Genomic DNA, 17,169 nt, shown 5'->3' on the forward strand with positions numbered 1-17,169 from the left:
ATGACCTGACAGGTAGCGCTGCTGGTTCCTGCTTGGATGCCTCCAGAGGGCACATCCGCCAAGTAGGCGCTGGGCGACTCTTCCGTACACGCGAAGAGCGAGAATGCAGGGCAGGGCGACAGATGCTTGATCCGGAGATTCTGGCTGGCGGCGGCGTCAACGAGGTGGTGAGAATCGGCTCGACCGTGCAACGTCCGACTGGGCCGTGGTCACCTGTGGTCCACGGACTCCTACGGCACCTGCGAGCGCAGGGCTTCACCGCGTCGCCTGCGGTCCATGGAGTGACCGATGATGGCTTCGAGATCCTGGACTTCCTGCCGGGTGAGGTCAGCAATTACCCGGCCACCCCTGCGGCCGCCTCCATGGAAGCGCTGGAGAGCGCCGCCGAGCTGCTGCGCTCCTACCATGACGCCACCATGGACTATGCCCGTGACGTGGTCGGCGGCTGGATGCTGCCCGCTCGCGTGCCCGTCGAGGTGATCTGCCACGGCGACTACGCTCCGCACAACTGCGTCCTCGACGGTGACAGGGTGGTCGGGATCATCGACTTCGACACCGCGCATCCCGGCCCTCGACTCTGGGACGTTGCCTACGCCGTCTACCGCTGGGCCACCACCACCGCACCCACCAACGCCGCCGGCTTCGGCACGGCAGAAGAACAAGCCCGCCGCGCGCGCCTGTTCTGCGATCGCTACGGACTCGACGCTGCCGACCTCACCAGCCTGGTCGACACCATCATCGCCCGCCTGCACGCCCTGGTGGACTTCATGTACGCCCAAGCCGCCGCCGGCAACGCGGCCTTCGCAAGCCACCTGGCCGACGGGCACCACCTCCAGTACCTGGCGGATGCCGCCTACCTCAACGAGCAACGGGCTGTTTTCGACCGCCAGCTCGGCCCTGGAGGAGGATGACCCCTGGACCGGGTCGAGCGTGTCATGAAGCTCAACGAGCTCGACCGGATCACGGCCTACTCGGTGGCGGAAGAGGTGATCTGAGATATGCGCTGGTGAGACAGGCGCAGCGCGCTACCTGCGTCGCGGGTGGTCCACCCCTGGCTGATGAGTAGGTGGGCAGCGTGGCGGACGGCGTCCCGCTCGGCCTGCTCGGCGTTGGCCCGCGCGATGCGTGCGCTCACCACGGCATCCAGGGCAGCCGCGGCCTCCGAGTCGGCGGGTGCAAGGTGGACACCGAGTGCACCCGGTTCTGCCTGGAGGCAGTCGAAGATGAGCTGAGCGACATTCTTCTTGACTTCGACCCAGGTAGCGCCCTGGGCCTTGACTGGGCGCCCGTCTGGGAGCTTGGCGGCGGCGGTCCACTGCTTGCCGGTGCGGGTGGCGGTGGCGCTGATGATGGTGGCCTCGTCGCGAGGCCAATTGCCGGGCGGGATGAGGTCGGGCTGATCGAAGATCGCTTCTAGGTGTGGATGCATGGTCAGTTCATAGATCCCAATCCGTCGCTTGTCTAGCTGGATTGCCAAACCTCGTCTAGCTCGTTTGCCAATCGCGATGCTGAGGGCGCGGGATGCCTCCGACTCTCGGCTGCCAGTACTCAGTGCGCAGGGCCGGGCTCAATCGTGGAGCAGGTACAGGTCTGGGACCGTGACTTCCGCGGCGGACCCGGCCCGCGGTTCTCGGTCTGGCCGATCGACCACCCTGTCGAGGTGCCCCCCAAGAGTGCGGTCATCACCAAGCAGCACACTCGGGTCGCGATCTCCTGGTCCGCTGCCGGACCACCTACGACAGACGTGATCACCAAGGACAACGTCGAGTAGGCCGCCGCGCTGCCTGCCGTCATGGTGCAGGCACTCCGCGACGAGAGGGCGATCGAGCCTTTTCTCGCTACCTGGCATCTTTTCGAGGAAAGTGGCGGATGACTATTCCCTGGTTCAGTCCGGCTGTGACTGAGCGCTTCATCTGGCGGATATGCACGTGAGCCGGCGAGTTCCGCGCGCGGTTGAGAAGAGAGCGGGTCTGATCCGACCGGCTTGATCTACTGCGTCTTCGCTGGTGAGGGCTGCATCAGACTGTCTGCACGCGTGATCCACATCCGTGTCAAAATGGCCCGCATGCCCACCACGCCCGAAGATCACGTTGAGAGCGCACATTCTTCCCCGTCCAACGCCTACGACATGATCGCCGAGGGGTACGCGGCCGAGAACGAGACGAGCCTCCTGAACGCGTACTACGAGCGGCCCGCGATGCTGGAGTTCGCCGGGGACGTGACCGGCCGGCGGATCCTCGACGCCGGCTGCGGCTCGGGTCCCCTGTTCTTCGCGCTGCGTGATCGAGGCGCCATCGTGACCGGCATCGACGCGAGTGCCGGGATGCTGGAGCTGGCCCGACGGCGGCTGGGCCCCGACGCGGATCTGCGGGTCGCCGACCTGGCCGGCCCGCTGCCCTTTCCCGACGGCGCGTTCGACGACGTCATCGCGTCCCTGGTGCTGCACTACCTGGAAGACTGGGGACCGACACTGGCCGAGCTGCGACGCGTGCTGAGGCCTGGCGGCCGACTCCTCGTCTCGGTCGACCATCCTTTCGTGATCCCCCTCATGCGTCACAGGGCCGGGGAAAAGCCCAGCTATTTCGGAACCCGTAACCGGATCGAAGAATGGACCATGGGTGGGCAGACCGCCCGGATGAGCTTCTGGGACCGGCCGCTGCACGCGATGACCGAGGCCTTCACCGCGGCCGGCTTCCGCATCAGCGTCATCAGCGAACCGCCGTTCGTGCCGGAAGCCCGCGAACTGTTCCCCGAGGAGTTCCGCGAGATCGAGCCCTCCCGCACGAGGTTCCTGTGCTTCTTGTTCTTCGTTCTGGGTGCCGACTGACGGCGCCTCGTAACGATCAATTGTGGTGACTGAGCGTTTCAGCGGGCCCAGCTTTTCAGGGGGAACTTTGACGAGCCGGTACCGATCGGCCGCCGGTGTCGGTTCGGCCGGGCCCTGCGGCGGCTGCTGCTGGTGATGCTAGGCAAGTGGTCTGGTCAAGTGCGGCGACGGCCGGGCTGAACCGTCCCGTGATTCGTGTGGGCATCTGTCACTGGGACTCTCAGGGCCAGGACAGGGTGTTACATGCATCGCATACTGGGGCGATGGAGTCCTGGGAGTTCGGTCGGACGGTGCGTCGCTGGCGTGACCGGGTGGAGCCGGAAGTGGTAGGGCTGCCGACGAGCAGCCGGCGCCGCGCAACCGGCCTGCGGCGAGAGGAACTGGCCGGGCTCTCCGGCATCTCGACTGACTACCTGACCCGGCTCGAGCAGGGACGGGCGACGTCCCCCTCCCCTCAGGTGGTCGAGGCGTTGGCGCAGGCACTGAGGCTCTCCGACACCGACCGCGCACTCCTCTTCGAGCTCGCCGGCCATCGAACCCCTGGTCGAGGTGTCGTGCCGGCGCGGCTCACCGCCAGCGTGCAGCGCCTCCTCGACCGGCTGGCGGACACTCCGGTGGCCGTCTACGACGCGACCTGGACTCTCCTGGCCGCCAACGCCCCTTACGACGCGCTCATGGGCCTGACGACGGCGTGGCACGGAGTTGAGCGCAACGCGCTCTGGCGCAACTTCGTCGGTCCCGGGAATCGGGTCGTTCACTCGCCGCGGGAGAAGGCGGAGCTCCTGGCGGGACAGGTGGCCGACCTACGTCGTACGGCCGCACGGTACCCGGCAGACCGTCAACTACGCACGCTGATTCAGCAGCTCATCGCCCACAGCCCACACTTCGCCGAACTCTGGGAGCGTGATGATCCTGGGCCGGACCAGGAGCCGTCCAAGCGCAAGCTGGTCGACCACCCCGCGGTCGGACCGATCAACCTCGACTGCGATGTCCTCTTCGTCGCCACCGATGACGTGAGACTCATGGTCTATACCGCCGAGCCCGGCACCGAGGATGCCGAGCGCCTGGCTCTCGCCGTCGTCCTGGGCAACCAGCAGATGGTCGAGTAGATACGACGGCGGCCCAGGCCGGCTGACGCTGGCTCTGGCAGTCCTACGAAAACCGGACGACTGGTTGGCCCGAGGCGACTGCCCAAGACTTGTGGGGTGACTCAAGAGAACCCGCACAGCACGTCGCCCGACCGGGCGTGGATCATCACTGGGCCGACGTCCGGCATCGGCCGGCGTACCGCTTTGGAGATGGCCGATCACGGCACCGTCGTGCTCGTCGGCCGAGACCGGGCGCGGCTCGGCGGGGTCGAACGGGAGATTGCCGCGATGGGCGGCCGGGCAGCCTCGGTCGTCGCTGACTTCTCCGACATCGCGAGCGTACGGCGCGCCGCCTCGGAAATCGTCGCCCTCGGCCTGCCGATCGCCGGCTTGCTCAACAACGCCGGCATCATGCCGCTCGAGGCCCGTACGACCTCGCACGGTTGGGACCTGACGTACACCACCAACCACCTCGGCCCCTTCGCGTTCACCGAGGCGCTGCTCCCTCATCTGCCGGACGGCACCCACGTGGTGTTCGTATGTTCCGCCGTCGAGGACCCCGAGCGCCGGCCCGCCGTCGTTGCCGGCTTCCGGGGCAGTCGCTACATCTCTGCCGAGGCCAGCGCTCGTGGCGAGTGGGAACCGGGCGGGGCGTCGCGACCCGGTATGGATGCCTACGCGACCTCCAAGCAAGGCAACCTCGCCACGGTCCTGGCGTTCGCACGTGAGACCCCCCGGCTGCGCTTCAGCGCGGTCGAGCCAGGCTTCAGTCCTGGCAGCGGCCTCGGACGGGACGCGGGCGCCGTGGCTGTGTTCGTGTCGAGGTACGTCCTGTCGCCGATCGCCCCCCTCGTCAAGTACTGGAGCACCCCTAAGCGAGCCGCCCGGATGATCACTCGAGTCCTCACCGACGCCACGGCTGTCACCGGCGTCTATTACGACGAGAACGGCAAGCCGATGGTCGGCTCAGTTCAGGTGAACGACCCTCAGTTCAGCGACCGGGTCGTCGCCGAGACGCGTGCTCTGCTCGCCACCGTCCCGAGCGCCGAGTGACCGCGCGGATCGCGTTCGTCGCCGGCGTTCCCTCCGGCATTCGGCCGGGCCTTGTCACCGCGTCGGCCTGCGCCAGCGGCCACGGGCCGCTCAGTGAGCGGCACAGCACGCCTACGGCGGTGGCGGAAAGGCTTGGTGAAGAAGCGTCCGATGCGCTTCGGCCGAACCCCTTCGGCGGGATTGGACGCACACACCTTACGGGCGTCGAAGCCCGGCCGGGAGGTCCCCGGATCGTGCACGCCCTCCTGGTGGGCAGCCCTGCCCCGGGCCCTGGCCGGCCTTCGAGGAAGCTCAGCACAGAGAAGGACGGCGACCAGGTCTTAACAGTATGCGTTCATGCGATTACTCTCAGCTTGCAAACTCTGTCTAAGGAGAGCACATGAGAGTCTCCCCCCGCATAGTCGCCGCGGCCACCGCAGTCCTCGTCGCCGGTGGCCTGCTCACTGCTGCCCCGCCCGCCAACGCCGCGACCGTTACAGAGTTCGTGTATGTGGTGAACAACCTGTCGGAGAGGCTGGTGGTCCACGTAGGAGAGACGAACGCAACGTACGGGCTCGCCGCCGGTGGCGAGCATTGGCTCAACATCAGGGCTCCCTGGGTCGGCAACCAGGGCGAGATGGGCAAGAGCATCACCATCCAGCGGGGCACACGAACCATCTACTGGGTCTTCCAGGACTACTGGAACGCCCAGGATCAGATCAAATTCAGCACGACGAACAGCTACGAGCAGAGCGTCCCCGTCGCGGGTAAAAGTACTGGCGGTGGCGAGAGGAGACTCACCATCGTCGTGAACGGCTCACTGTTCATAGATGATTGATGACGTTTCCCGGGTCGGGGTGGCGTCGATCGATCGGACGGCTGTTCCGTTGTTCCCGAGTGCTGGTGTCTGCGCGGGATCTGACGGAGGTGTTCACCCCGTTGCCCTGCACGCGGGATGCCGATGTCCTGCTCGACGTGGATGAGCAAACCATGCAGGGTCCGCCGAGACGAATGGCGTCGCCGCCCGGCGGAGCTCGTTCATGCGGGGTAGGCGTGGGTCTCGGTGGCCTTGACCGAGGCCCAGATCTGCTGGCCGGGAGTAAGGTCGAGGTCGGCGACGGCGGCGGGGGTGATGTCGGCGAAGGCGGTGATGGGGCCGTCGAGGTGTACGCGGACGTTGTCGCCGTGCCGTTCGATGCCGTCGATGCGGGCCTGCCACAGGTTGCGGGGGCTGCCGTCCGGGCGCGTTCGGTAGAGGGCGACGGCGGCGGGCGGGAAGGCGACGAACGCGGGCCCGCCGAGCTGCTCCGAGGTGTGCAGCGGCAGCTCGCCGACCTTGACCCGGGGGCCGTCGGCCACGCCGCGATACAGGTTGAGCCCGACGAGGCGGGCGACGTAGTCGGTGCGGGGACGGCGGGCGACCTCGGCCGGGGTTCCCTGCTGCACGATGACGCCGTTCTCGATGACGATCAGCCGGTCGGCCAGCACCATCGCGTCCAGCGGATCATGGGTGACCAGGACGGTGACGCCGTCGAAGTCGGCCAGGTGGCGGCGCAGCTGGGAGCGGATCTCCAGCCGGGTGTGGGCGTCGAGCGCGGCCAGCGGCTCGTCCAGCAGCAGCAGCTCGGGCCGCACGGCCAGCGCGCGGGCGAGCGCGACCCGCTGGGCCTGGCCGCCGGAGAGCTGCCGCGGCTTGGCGGCGGCACGGTCGGCCAGGCCGACCCGCTCCAGCAGCGCGGCGGCGGTGCGGCGGGCCTCGGCCTTGGACACGCCCTGGCAGCGCGGTCCGAAGGCGACGTTGTCCAGCGCCGTCAGGTGCGGGAAGAGCAGGTAGTCCTGGAAGACCATGCCGATCGGGCGGCTCTCGGCGGGCAGCGTGTGCAACGGCCTGCCACCCAGGCGGATCTGACCGCCGGAGGTGCGGGCGAGTCCGGCCAGGGCACGCAGCGCGGTGGTCTTGCCCGCACCGTTGGGGCCGAGCAGCGCCACGACCTCGCCGGGGGCGACCTCCAGGGCGATGTCGAGGGTGAAGGCGGGCCTGGTGACCACCAGCCGGGCGTCGAGGGTCATGGCGCGCTCACCCACCGGTCGCGCAGGCCGGCCAGGATGATCACCGAGACGGTCAGCAGCACCAGGCTGAGCACGATCGCCGCCTCCGGCTCGGTCTCCAAGGCCAGGTAGACCGCCAGCGGCATGGTGCGGGTGGTGCCCGGGAAGTTGCCGGCGAACGTGATCGTCGCGCCGAACTCGCCCAGCGCCCGCGCCCAGCACAGCACCGCCCCGGCCACCACGCCCGGCATGACCATCGGCAGCGTCACGCGCCGGAAAACCGTCCAGCGCGAGGCGCCGAGCGTGGCCGCGGCCTCCTCGAACCGCTGGTCGGCCCCGCGCAGCGCGCCCTCCACGCTGATCACGAGGAACGGCATCGCCACGAACGCCTCGGCGACGATCACGCCCGCCGTGGTGAACGGCAGCGTGATCCCGAAGGTGGCATCCAGCCACTGCCCGACCAGCCCGCGCCGCCCGAGCACCAGCAGCAGCGCGACGCCGCCCACCACCGGCGGCAGCACCAGCGGCACGGTGACCAGGGCCCGGACCAGCCGCCGCCCGGGAAACGACACCCGGGCCAGCAGCCAGGCCAGCGGCACCCCCAGCAGCAGGCACACGGCTGTGGCGGTGGTGGCGCAGACCAGCGACAGCCGCAACGCCTCCAGCACGTACGGCTCGGCCAGCCGCCGCAGCAGCGTGGACCAGGGGGCGCGGATCAGCAGCCCGGCCAGCGGCAGCACCAGGAACGCCAGTCCCACCAGCGCGGGCACGACCAGCATCCACGGCAGCCGCCCGGAGACCTCGCGGCCCGCGGCCGGACTCCCGGCCGGCCCGCCACGCGGACCCGCCGAGCCGAGCTGTTCCGGCGCAGAGGAGCTCATCCGGGATCAGGGACCCTCGAAGCCGGCCTTGGTCAGCACGTCCTTGCCCTGCCGCGACAGCACCAGGTCGACGAACTGCTTGCCCAGGTCACCCGCGGGCCCATCGGCGAGGGCGGCGATCGGGTAGTCGTTGACCGCCTTGTCCGCCTCCGGGAACTCGATGCCCCGCACCTTGCCCGCCGAGGCGATCACGTCGGTCCGGTAGACCAGCGCCGCGTCCACCTCACCCAACTCGACCTTGGTCAGCGTCGCCTTGACGTCCTGCTCCAGCGTCACAGGCTTGACCTTGAGCCCGGCCGCGTCCAGCGCCTTGACCGCCGCCGCCCCGCACGGCACCTGCTCGGCGCACAACGCCACCTTCACCCTGGGATCGGCCAGGTCCTTGAGCTCGTCCACCTTGGCCGGATCGTCGTTCGGTACGGCGATCTGCAGCTTGTTGCGCACGAACGTGGTCGGCGAACTCGCCGGCGTCGCGTCGGTGACCGTCTTCATCGTGGCCGGGCTCGCCGCGGCGAACACATCCGCCGGAGCCCCCTGGACGATCTGCTGGGCCAGCGTCGCGCTGGAGCCGAAGTTGAACCTCACCGTCGTACCCGGGTGCTCGGCCTCGAAGGACCTGCCGAGCTCGGTGAACGTCCCGGTCAGCGACGCGGCCGCGAACACCGTCACCTCCTTGGCCCCGCCACCGGCGGCCGGCGCCGACGAAGCCGCGGACGTGGCCGGCGCGCCGGAGCCGCAACCGGACAGGGCCGCCAGCGCGAGCGCGACGGGCACGGCGATCGTCCATCGGGAGAGACGCCTGAACACCAAGGGGGCTCCTCACACATGACCGGCCACGCGCTCGTGACCGGGAACCTCCACGACGACGTTGGTGGACTTGATCACGGCGACCGCCACCACCCCCACCTCCAGGCCCAGCTCGTCCGCGGCCTGGCGGCTCATCAGCGACACCACCCGGAACGGCCCGGCGGCGAGCTCCACCTGTGCCATCACCGCGTCTCGGATCACCTCGGTGACGATCCCGCGAAAGCGGTTACGCGCCGAGGAGCGGCCACCATCGCCGTCCTCCTCGATCTGCGAGCGGGCGAAGGCGGCCAGGTCGGCGCCGTCGATCCGCCGATGGCCGTGCTCGTCCCGCCCGGCCCCCAGCCGGCCCGCGTCCACCCACCGGCGGACCGTGTCGGAGCTGACCCCGAGCAGAGCCGCGGCCTCGCTGATCCGGAACGTCGTCACAAGCCCTCACGATACCCGCCGCACATGCCAGGCTGAAGACCTGAGTACCCCCGCATCAGCGGCGTGATTCACCGCTCCGCCATGGCATCCACGAGCCGGCGTCACGACCCTTGGTGTCTCCCGCCGCGGGCTGATGGCGACGATGGGAGTTCTCCGGGCTGAGAACGGACCGAGGACGCGCCACGGAGGACACCGTCCCGGGAGAGCGCGCCCCGTCCGTGTCGCTGCGATCGCCTCCTGCCTCGCCCTTTCGATCGCGAGCTGCTCAGGCACTTCCGGGCCGACGACCATGGCGCTGCCGGACACGTCGATCGGGCCGGCCCATGCCTCGCAGCCCGGCACGCCGACCGCCGCCCCCTCCGCACCGGGGCGGCCGGCGCTGAAGCGCATGGACCCCGCCGCGTTGCAGGCCGTCGTGGCCGCCGCCGCCAAGAAGCTGCTGGTCCCCGGCGCGGTGGTCCTGCTACGCACCCCGCAGGGGAGCTTCGTGGCGACGGCCGGCACCACGAAGCTGGGCGCGCGGACGCCGCCGGACGCGGACACCTATGTCCGGATCGCCTCCAACACCAAGACCATGACGGCGGCGCTGATCGTGCTGCTCGCCCAGGACGGCAAGCTCCGGCTCGACGACCCGGTGTCCGCATACGTTCCGGATGCGCCCAACGGCAGGAACATCACCATCGCCGAGCTGCTGAAGATGCGCAGCGGCCTCGACACCTACACGGACGCGCCCGAGCTGGCGGCGGCGCTGGATGCCGACCCGACGAGGGTCTGGACACCGCGGGATCCTCCTACGGGATGGTCGACAAGCCGTACCCCGCCGGCATGCGGGCCGCCGCACGGAAAGGAACGCTCCGGCCCGTCGACTACACCTACCAGAACCCCGCGGCATGCCCCGCCGGGACCCATGACATGCGCCTGTGCCGGATGCCCGCCAGATGGCGGGCAACATCCGCCACGTCGCGGTCGAATCATCCGTCCGCCCCCGCCCATGATGATGCACAGCGCCGCCGAACGGCTGTGACGCCCCGGAGACCGGAGGGACTCATGAGCACCGACCCGCCTTCCCGCCAGCCAGGCTCCACCGTGGGCGCGCCGCCGCCGTTCGACCCGGAGCTGGCGGCGGCGCTGCCGCTGATCAACGAGCACATCCCCCCGTCGATCACCACGGACGTCCTGAGCACGCTGCGATCCGGGGCGGCAGAGGCGGGCTTCACCATCCAGACCGACCTCACCAGGGGAGGGGCGTTCCACGTCCAGGAACGGACGGTGCCCGGCCCTGCCGGCGACCCTGACATCTCCCTGCTGGTGTGCCGTCCGGCGGGAGCGGACACGCCGCTGGCCGCGCTCTACCACACGCACGGCGGCGGGATGATCGCCGGCGACAACCGCGTCGGCATGGAGGAGCTCCTGGGATGGGCGGCTGAGCTGCGGCTCGTGGTCGTGTCGGTGGAGTACCGGCTCGCACCGGAGCACCCGCACCCCGCGCCGGTGGAGGACTGCTACGCGGGCCTCGTGTGGACCGCCGAGCACGCCGAGGAACTGGGGATCGACCCCGAGCGCATCGTCGTCGCGGGCGCCAGCGCCGGTGGCGGACTGGCCGCGGCGCTCGCCCTCATGGCCCGCGACCGCAAGGGCCCGGCCCTGGCCGGCCAGCTCCTCATATGCCCGATGATCGACGACCGCAACGACACCCCCTCCGCCGTGCAGATGGCCGGACTGGGCGTCTGGGACCGCGTCAGCAACCACACCGGCTGGACGGCACTGCTCGGCGAGCGGCGCGGCGGGCCGGAGGTGTCCCCGTACGCGGCCCCGGCGCGCGCCGACGACCTGTCCGGCCTGCCACCGGCGTTCGTCGACGTCGGCTCGGCGGAGACCTTCCGCGACGAGGCGGTCACGTACGCCTCACGCATCTGGCAGGCCGGCGGACGGGCGGAGCTGCATGTGTGGCCGGGCGGGTTCCACGGGTTCGACGGGATGGTTCCGCACGCCGCCATCTCCCAGGACGCCAAGGCGGCCCGCCTCCGCTGGCTGCGCCGCCTCCTGAGCGCCTGACGACGCTCGACCCCGCCCGGGACGACGACGTCCGGTCAGGCGGGGGAGCGCAGACCCCGGACGGCCGCGGTGATCCCCTTCTTGTCGTAGCTGCCGGTGGGCATGGTGGCGCCGTGAGCGTGGCGGACGACGCCCTGGGAATCGACGAGGATGCTGCCCGACTGCTGCAGCGAGCCGAAGACCTTCCTGCTCAGGCCGATCATCTCGTGCGGGGTGTCCCGGCGGCCGACGACGACGGGGAACGGGATCTGGCGCCTGGCCTTCCACGCGGCCGCTTCCTGACGGTCCTCGGGAACCGCGACAAGCACCTGAACGTCGTCGGCTGCGAGCTCGTCGCGGCACCGGACGAGGTCCTGGACGTGCCTGTTGCAGATCGCGCACGTCGTGGACCGCATGAAGTAGATCAGCACGGCATGACCGCCCCGGTGGTCGGACAGGCGGACGGTCCGGCCGTCGGTGTCCTCCAGCAGAAGGTCGGGCGCGGGTGATCCGGTTTCGAGCATGACGGGACTTCCTCTTCGAACTCGGGTTGTGGGAATGCGGTCTACACAGGCCGGGCGGTGGTGGGTCCGGAGTCATGCGGGCCTTCGGCGGGGCCGGTCATGCCGCCCAGGCTGAGCCGGAGGCTGGTGCGGGCCCGGTGCAGCTGGGACTTCATCGCGGCGTTGCTCAAGCCGAGCGACTCCGCGACTCTCCGCCCCGGGTAGCCCAGTACGTCCCGCATGATCAACACTCTGCGCTGGACATGGGGCAGCTCCTGGATCGCCTGCGCGACGCGTTCGGCTTCCAGGCGCTGGATGGCCTCGTCCTCGGCCGACGTCGCCAGACCGGCTTCGGCCTCGTCATCGCGCTCGATCAGCATGTGCGCGCGGCGCAGGCACTCGTTCCGGACGATTCTGAACATCCACGATGCCAATGCCCCGGTGGCGCGCAGTGAGCCGATCTTCCGGTAGAGGATGATCAGCGCTTCCTGCGCGGCGTCCTCGGCATCCTGCGGAGACGCGCATAGATGCTCGGCGAAGCGCCGCACGTGGGAATGGGCGCCATGGAGCACCGCAGTGATCGACTCGCGATCGCCGGCCTGCGCCGCCTTGATGAGCTGCGTGCTCGCCCAAGCTCGGTCAGCCACGTCCACGCCCTCGCTGTCGCCGGAACCAGATCCTGACGAGCGCCTGCCGCGTCGCCGGCGTCACGACGTCACCCATCCCCATCTCCTACCTAGTGTGGCCATCACCTCATAAGAGGCCCCCACACCGCGAAAGGATTCGCCGGAATCAGAGCTGATCTCGCCGGGCGCACACGGAGCGGCCCGACGCCAGACCTCAGCCCGGTCCGTTTCCCTGGAGCGGAGCCGCTCCACCTTCAGGGTGAGGCAGAATGAGCCGATGAAGGACCTCGTGGGGCGAGTATCCGCGCTCGATCCCGACGCCGGGGCGGCCGTCAAGGTCATCGCCTACTTCGACCGGCTCGGCGAGACGCGGGCCGGCTTGGAGGCGATCGTCCGTGCGGCCGCCGTGCTGGCCGGCTGCCCCACCCGCCTCGTCGACGACGAGCGCCATCTGCGCATCCGAGCGCTGCCCGACGGGCGGCACGAGGACGCCGCCACCCCACCCGATCCCGGCTGGCCGACCGAGCGGGTACGGAGCGGCTCGGCCCGGCTGTGGCTGGAGCGCCCGACGCCTGCCGGGCCCATCGACGCCATCGTGCTGGAACGGGCCGCCGTCGCGGCGCGTGGCGTCCTGGACCGCGCCTGGGGCGGGGCGGCCGGCCGCGCGCCACGCGAGGACCCCGCCCTGGTGGAGTTGCTGCTCAACCCGGGCGCGTCCGACCAGGCCCGGCTGCGCGCCGCCCGCACCCTCAAGCTGGAGGAGAACGCGCTGTTCCGAGCCGTGGCCGTGGCCGGCGGCGGCGCCCGGATCGAACGGAGCACGACAGTGCGCCCCGAGCCGGGCACCGGCCAGGGGCCGCCTGAGCGGCTCGGGGTCGGCCGTGCCGTTCCGGTGCTGGAGCTGCCCGGGTCGTTCCGCTCGGCGCGTCTGGCGTTGCGGCTCACGGCCGAGGGCACGGAGCAGGACCCGGGCCCTCGGGTGGTGTACGCCGACGACCTGGGTGCGCTGGAGCTCCTGGCCGCGGCGGTGGACCCCGGCGGCCGGCAGGACGTTCCCGACGTCCGGGCGCTCGACCGCGCCGGCGCGGCGGCGCCCTGGATGCTCGCCACGCTGCACGCGGTCGCCCAGGCCGCGAGCGTGCGGTCCGCCGCCGGCGAGCTGACGATCCACCACTCGACCCTGCTGGACCGCCTGACCCGCGGCGAGCACCTCCTGGGCTGGAACGTGCGCACCCCTCAGGGACGGCTGCGGCTGCAGCTGGCCTTCGCCGTACGACGCCTGCTCCGTCACCCGGACCCGCAAGCGCCCTCACCACCGGGCCCGGCCCCCGCCTGACGGCACACCGGACAAGCGGATCACCGTACGGGGGCACGCCGTAGCGACGGGTCGCCGTGCGGACGGCTCGCGGTGCGAGCGTCGCCGACGGCGGCCGTCAACTGGTCAGGAACCCCAGAACTTCACCTCCGGGTAGGCAGCCGAGGGGCCGTCCAGGAGAGGACGGCGCTCGCCGCGCAGGTGCGCGTCGAGGAACGCCGTGACGTACGTGCGGGTGATCCGCAGCGAGCGCTCGCCGTCGATCGGGTACGCGGGCAGGCCGAGCTGCGGCTGGAGCACCGCGTAGTCCACGAAACTCGAGTGCTCGGCGCCCGTCACCGTCAGCCACCGCTTCCCGTCGCCGGTCACGTGCTCCCAGAACGTGTCCCACGAGCCCTTCTCGCCGCTGGTGCTCGGCTGCTGCCTCGGGTTGCCGATCATCATGAACGGCTTGCTGATCGGCTTCGCGGGGGTCGCGGGGTTGTAGGAGCCGTCCAGGTTGACCGCGGCCCGGATGCGCCCGCTCAGGGGCAGCAGGTGAGCGGCGCTCTGCCCGCCGACCGAGTGGCCCACCATCGCGATCCTGCGCTCGTCGATCAGCCGCTTCCAGCGGCCCGCCCTGGCCAGCCGGTCCAGCACGAACTCGGTGTCCGCGGCCCGGACCCGCGCCACCTTCTCGCCCAGCTCCGGGGTGTTGCCGCCCTTGCCGGCCTCGAACGTGACCGTCCTGCCGTCCGGGAACGTGGTCGCCACGGACTCGTACGTGTGCTCGATGCCCGCGACCACGTACCCCTTGCTCGCGAACTCCTCGGCCAGCGAGGTCATCGTCGCCCGGGGGAACTTCATGCCGGGGGACATCACGACGAGCGGCCTGCCACCCTTGCTGCCCAGCGCGGGGGCGTCCACCCGGGCGTACGTCGTGGTCCTCGCGAGTGTGTCGGGCGGCAGGTCCCTGAGCTGGGGCACGTCGCGCAGGATCAGCTCTGACTCCTGGGGCGTGACGTACGGCGCCGGCTTCCCCGTGGCCGCGCGGGCCGGATACCAGACGGACACCATCAGCTCCCGGGCCTTGCGGTCGGGCACCCACGGGTCGGGACGGCTTGAGTCGACCAGGTGCAGGGTCGAGCGGCCGACCGGATGGGGACCCGTCGGCCGTGGCAGGGCCGGCGTGACGACGGACGTGGAGCGCCCGCCGGCACCCGGCGAGGCGGCTGCCGGGGCGGGTCGCATGAGCGTCGTGGTGCCGGCACAGGTGAGTGCGAGCAGGAGGCCCGCGATGGCTGTCTTTCTCATGCCGCTCACCTTGCTGGACGAGCGGGCTGCACCATCCCCCTCGAAAGAGACGGAGCACCCTCGACTTTCGTAGGGGGCCGGTCGCCCGAACCCCCGATAACCTCGGGCCATGACGTACGGCGATGGAAGCGTCATCGAGCGCATCACGCCGTGGGCGCTGGGCGCGATGGTGTTCGTCCTGTCCATGGCCTCGGCCTCCGGCGCGCTGGGCGTCGCCACGGGGCTGCCCTGGCCGGTGCCCGCGGCGATGGCCGCCGCGTCGGGAGCGGCCGCGGTGTTCGTGGCGGTGGAGGAGCGGTCACCGGGCCGGGTGAACGGGCGCGGGTTGTGGCTGCTCGCCGTGGTGGGCGCCGTCGCCCAGGTGTGGCTGGTCATGTGGCCGGCCGCCGCCGCGGCCTCCTACTACGCGGGCACGCGGCTGCGCGGGCGCGCCGTGTGGCTCTACTGCGGTGGCGCGGTCGCCGTGCTCTTCACGGGCGGGGTCGTCTCCCGGCTCGGGGGCGGTTACCGCATGCTGGTCGCCGGCACCCCGGCCAACGTGGTGCTCATGGGCGGCGCGCTGCTGGGCCTGCCGCTGGTGGCGGGCCTGTGGACGCGGGCCCGGCGGCAGGTCATCGACGCGATGCGCGACCAGGCCGACCAGCTCCGGCGCGAGCAGGTGCTGCGCGCCGACCAGGCCCGGGCGCAGGAACGCGCGCGCATCGCCCGGGAGATGCACGACGTGGTCGCGCACCGGGTGTCGCTGATGGTGCTGCACGCGGGGGCGCTGGAGGTGGGCGCGCCGGACGGGCGCACGGCCGAGGCCGCGGCCCTCATCGGCCGCGTCGGCCGCGAGGCACTGACCAACCTGCGCGAGGTCCTCGGGGTGCTGCGCTCCACGGATCCGCCCGTACGAGGGCCGGGTCAGGGGTCCGGGGATCCCCTGCGGGAGTCACGTTCCGGCACGGGGGATCGCGTGCGGGACTCGGCCCGCCCCTCCACCGGCTCCGCCGAGGAGCCGCGTGCCGATGCGGCCGGGAGATTCCGCGCCGCGTTCGCCGGTCCCGCAGCGGATCAGGCGGAGGCCGCCGATTCCGTACGGGTTCGGGACACCACGAGTGGTTCCGCGTCGGGTGAGCATGCGACAGGTGGGGCCGAACGCCATCCGCAGCCCACGCTCGCCGACGTCGACCGGCTGCTCGACCAGTCACGCGCGCTGGGCGTCGTGGTGAACCGCCACGACGAGGGAGTCGTCCGCCCCCTGGCCTCCACCGTCGAGCGCACCGCTTACCGCGTGATCCAGGAGGCCCTGACCAACGCGCACAAGCACGCAGGCGACACCCGGATAGACGTGCTCGTCCGCTATCTGCCCGCGGACCTGGAGGTGGTGGTCCGCAACACGGCACCGTCCGCGCCTGGCAGCGGGCCGCCGGACCATAGTGACCCGCGGGGCGAGGGCGGGCCACGCCCGGGTCAACGGGGCGGTGGGCTGCCGGGGTCCGGGTGGGGGCTGGTCGGGCTGCGGGAGCGTGTCGAGCTGGCCGGGGGCAGGCTCGAGGCCGGTCCACAGAACGGTGCGGGGGTCCGGGACGGGGTCGGGCTGGAGGCGTTTCAGGTGCTGGCCCGGATACCGGCTCCATGATCCGGGTTCTGATCGTCGACGACGAGGCGCTGGTCAGGTCCGGGCTGCGGATGATCCTGGAGGCGGCGGGCGACATGGTGGTGGTCGGCGAGGCGCGCGACGGTGACGAGGCCGTGTCCGCCGCCGCCCGGCTCAAGCCCCACGTCGTCCTCATGGACGTCCGCATGCCGGGCACCGACGGCCTGACCGCCGCGGCACGCCTGATGGACACGCCGGAAGCGCCCAAGCTGGTCATGCTGACCACGTTCGACCTGGACGAGTACGTTCACGAGGCGCTGCGGGTCGGGGCGGTGGGGTTCCTGCTGAAGGACACGCCGCCGCGCGAGCTGGCCGCCGCCGTGCGCACGGTCGCGGCCGGGCACGCCATGCTGTCGCCCACGGTGACCAAACGGGTGATCAGCTCGTTCGCCGGCAGAGGGCCGTCCCGGGCCGAGATCGCGCGCGGCCGGCTGGCGTCGCTGACCGCCCGGGAAGAGGACGTGGTCAGGGCCGTGGCCCGCGGGCTGTCCAACGCCGAGATCGGCCGCGAGCTCAAGCTGACCGAAGCGACGGTGAAGGCCCACGTCAGCCGCGTACTGGCCAAGCTCGGACTGGCCAACCGGGTCCAGGCGGCCATTCTGGTCCACGACGCCGATCTGGGTTGAGGGTGGCCCGCCGACGTTGACCC

At 71.0% G+C, this 17,169-nt stretch carries 19 protein-coding genes; 11 read left to right on the forward strand and 8 right to left on the reverse strand.

Translation table 11 applies throughout. The features are described from left to right. Nucleotides 1–122: 122 nt before the first annotated feature. Nucleotides 123–911 carry an aminoglycoside phosphotransferase family protein gene (locus ACIBG4_RS06220; RefSeq protein ID WP_397200919.1) on the forward strand — a complete coding sequence of 263 codons (789 nt, stop codon included), beginning with the start codon at nt 123–125 and terminating at the stop codon, nt 909–911. A 56-nt stretch (nt 912–967) separates the two neighbouring features. Here ACIBG4_RS06220 and ACIBG4_RS06225 read toward each other — a convergent pair whose 3' ends face one another. Further along, complete coding sequence (locus tag ACIBG4_RS06225) at nt 968–1,429, reverse strand: hypothetical protein (RefSeq protein ID WP_397200920.1); 462 nt, start codon at nt 1,427–1,429, stop codon at nt 968–970. 144 nt (nt 1,430–1,573) lie between these two features. Here ACIBG4_RS06225 and ACIBG4_RS06230 point away from each other — a divergent pair, with 144 nt between their 5' ends. The 5 genes from ACIBG4_RS06230 (at nt 1,574) to ACIBG4_RS06250 (ending at nt 5,785) form a co-directional block, all read left to right on the forward strand. After that, nucleotides 1,574–1,771 carry a hypothetical protein gene (locus tag ACIBG4_RS06230; RefSeq protein ID WP_397200921.1) on the forward strand — a complete coding sequence of 66 codons (198 nt, stop codon included), beginning with the start codon at nt 1,574–1,576 and terminating at the stop codon, nt 1,769–1,771. Between the two features lie 285 nt (nt 1,772–2,056). Continuing rightward, the gene (locus ACIBG4_RS06235) at nt 2,057–2,827 is read left to right on the forward strand and encodes a class I SAM-dependent methyltransferase (protein WP_397201236.1); all 771 of its coding nucleotides are present in this window, start codon (nt 2,057–2,059) and stop codon (nt 2,825–2,827) included. A 263-nt stretch (nt 2,828–3,090) separates the two neighbouring features. After that, nucleotides 3,091–3,936 (forward strand): helix-turn-helix transcriptional regulator, encoded by an 846-nt coding sequence (locus tag ACIBG4_RS06240; RefSeq protein WP_397200922.1) that lies wholly within the window; start codon nt 3,091–3,093, stop codon nt 3,934–3,936. A gap of 96 nt (nt 3,937–4,032) precedes the next feature. Next, on the forward strand, nt 4,033–4,968 hold the full coding sequence (locus ACIBG4_RS06245) for an SDR family NAD(P)-dependent oxidoreductase (protein ID WP_397200923.1): 936 nt from the start codon (nt 4,033–4,035) through the stop codon (nt 4,966–4,968). Between the two features lie 379 nt (nt 4,969–5,347). Further along, nucleotides 5,348–5,785: a hypothetical protein gene (locus tag ACIBG4_RS06250; protein WP_397200924.1), complete on the forward strand. Its 438-nt coding sequence runs from the start codon at nt 5,348–5,350 to the stop codon at nt 5,783–5,785. 200 nt (nt 5,786–5,985) lie between these two features. Here the strand turns inward: ACIBG4_RS06250 and ACIBG4_RS06255 are convergent, their stop codons facing one another. Genes ACIBG4_RS06255 through ACIBG4_RS06270 form a run of 4 tightly spaced genes read right to left on the reverse strand, consistent with a single transcriptional unit; the run spans nt 5,986 to nt 9,110 of the window. Then, on the reverse strand, nt 5,986–7,017 hold the full coding sequence (locus ACIBG4_RS06255) for an ABC transporter ATP-binding protein (protein ID WP_397200925.1): 1,032 nt from the start codon (nt 7,015–7,017) through the stop codon (nt 5,986–5,988). Next, nucleotides 7,014–7,877: an ABC transporter permease gene (locus tag ACIBG4_RS06260; RefSeq protein ID WP_397200926.1), complete on the reverse strand. Its 864-nt coding sequence runs from the start codon at nt 7,875–7,877 to the stop codon at nt 7,014–7,016. The genes ACIBG4_RS06255 and ACIBG4_RS06260 overlap by 4 nt, the downstream gene beginning before the upstream one ends. 6 nt (nt 7,878–7,883) lie before the next feature. Further along, nucleotides 7,884–8,687: a molybdate ABC transporter substrate-binding protein gene (gene modA, locus ACIBG4_RS06265; RefSeq protein WP_397200927.1), complete on the reverse strand. Its 804-nt coding sequence runs from the start codon at nt 8,685–8,687 to the stop codon at nt 7,884–7,886. Between the two features lie 9 nt (nt 8,688–8,696). Next, nucleotides 8,697–9,110 (reverse strand): helix-turn-helix transcriptional regulator, encoded by a 414-nt coding sequence (locus ACIBG4_RS06270; RefSeq protein WP_310710911.1) that lies wholly within the window; start codon nt 9,108–9,110, stop codon nt 8,697–8,699. A gap of 289 nt (nt 9,111–9,399) precedes the next feature. On the opposite strand from ACIBG4_RS06270, the gene ACIBG4_RS06275 reads away from it, so the two are divergent. Both ACIBG4_RS06275 and ACIBG4_RS06280 read left to right on the forward strand, forming a co-directional pair. Continuing rightward, nucleotides 9,400–10,134, forward strand: a complete 735-nt coding sequence (locus ACIBG4_RS06275; RefSeq protein WP_397200928.1) for a serine hydrolase domain-containing protein — start codon at nt 9,400–9,402, stop codon at nt 10,132–10,134. A 23-nt stretch (nt 10,135–10,157) separates the two neighbouring features. Further along, nucleotides 10,158–11,165, forward strand: a complete 1,008-nt coding sequence (locus tag ACIBG4_RS06280) for an alpha/beta hydrolase (protein ID WP_397200929.1) — start codon at nt 10,158–10,160, stop codon at nt 11,163–11,165. A gap of 35 nt (nt 11,166–11,200) precedes the next feature. On the opposite strand, the gene ACIBG4_RS06285 is transcribed toward ACIBG4_RS06280, so the two are convergent. Together ACIBG4_RS06285 and ACIBG4_RS06290 are read right to left on the reverse strand one after the other, a co-directional pair. Continuing rightward, nucleotides 11,201–11,668 (reverse strand): peroxiredoxin family protein, encoded by a 468-nt coding sequence (locus tag ACIBG4_RS06285; RefSeq protein ID WP_397200930.1) that lies wholly within the window; start codon nt 11,666–11,668, stop codon nt 11,201–11,203. 41 nt (nt 11,669–11,709) lie between these two features. Continuing rightward, complete coding sequence (locus ACIBG4_RS06290) at nt 11,710–12,300, reverse strand: RNA polymerase sigma factor (protein ID WP_397200931.1); 591 nt, start codon at nt 12,298–12,300, stop codon at nt 11,710–11,712. A 250-nt stretch (nt 12,301–12,550) separates the two neighbouring features. Here ACIBG4_RS06290 and ACIBG4_RS06295 point away from each other — a divergent pair, with 250 nt between their 5' ends. Next, nucleotides 12,551–13,609 (forward strand): helix-turn-helix domain-containing protein, encoded by a 1,059-nt coding sequence (locus ACIBG4_RS06295; RefSeq protein WP_397200932.1) that lies wholly within the window; start codon nt 12,551–12,553, stop codon nt 13,607–13,609. Nucleotides 13,610–13,714: 105 nt separating this feature from the next. Here the strand turns inward: ACIBG4_RS06295 and ACIBG4_RS06300 are convergent, their stop codons facing one another. Further along, nucleotides 13,715–14,881: an alpha/beta hydrolase family protein gene (locus tag ACIBG4_RS06300; protein WP_397200933.1), complete on the reverse strand. Its 1,167-nt coding sequence runs from the start codon at nt 14,879–14,881 to the stop codon at nt 13,715–13,717. 109 nt (nt 14,882–14,990) lie between these two features. Here ACIBG4_RS06300 and ACIBG4_RS06305 point away from each other — a divergent pair, with 109 nt between their 5' ends. Continuing rightward, nucleotides 14,991–16,502 (forward strand): sensor histidine kinase, encoded by a 1,512-nt coding sequence (locus ACIBG4_RS06305; protein ID WP_397200934.1) that lies wholly within the window; start codon nt 14,991–14,993, stop codon nt 16,500–16,502. Further along, nucleotides 16,499–17,146: a response regulator transcription factor gene (locus ACIBG4_RS06310; protein WP_355450628.1), complete on the forward strand. Its 648-nt coding sequence runs from the start codon at nt 16,499–16,501 to the stop codon at nt 17,144–17,146. The genes ACIBG4_RS06305 and ACIBG4_RS06310 overlap by 4 nt, the downstream gene beginning before the upstream one ends. The last annotated feature ends 23 nt before the right edge of the window (nt 17,147–17,169 follow it).

The sequence above is a fragment of the Nonomuraea sp. NPDC050383 genome (genome assembly GCF_044459125.1).
In the GTDB taxonomy this organism is placed as follows: Bacteria; Actinomycetota; Actinomycetes; order Streptosporangiales; family Streptosporangiaceae; genus Nonomuraea.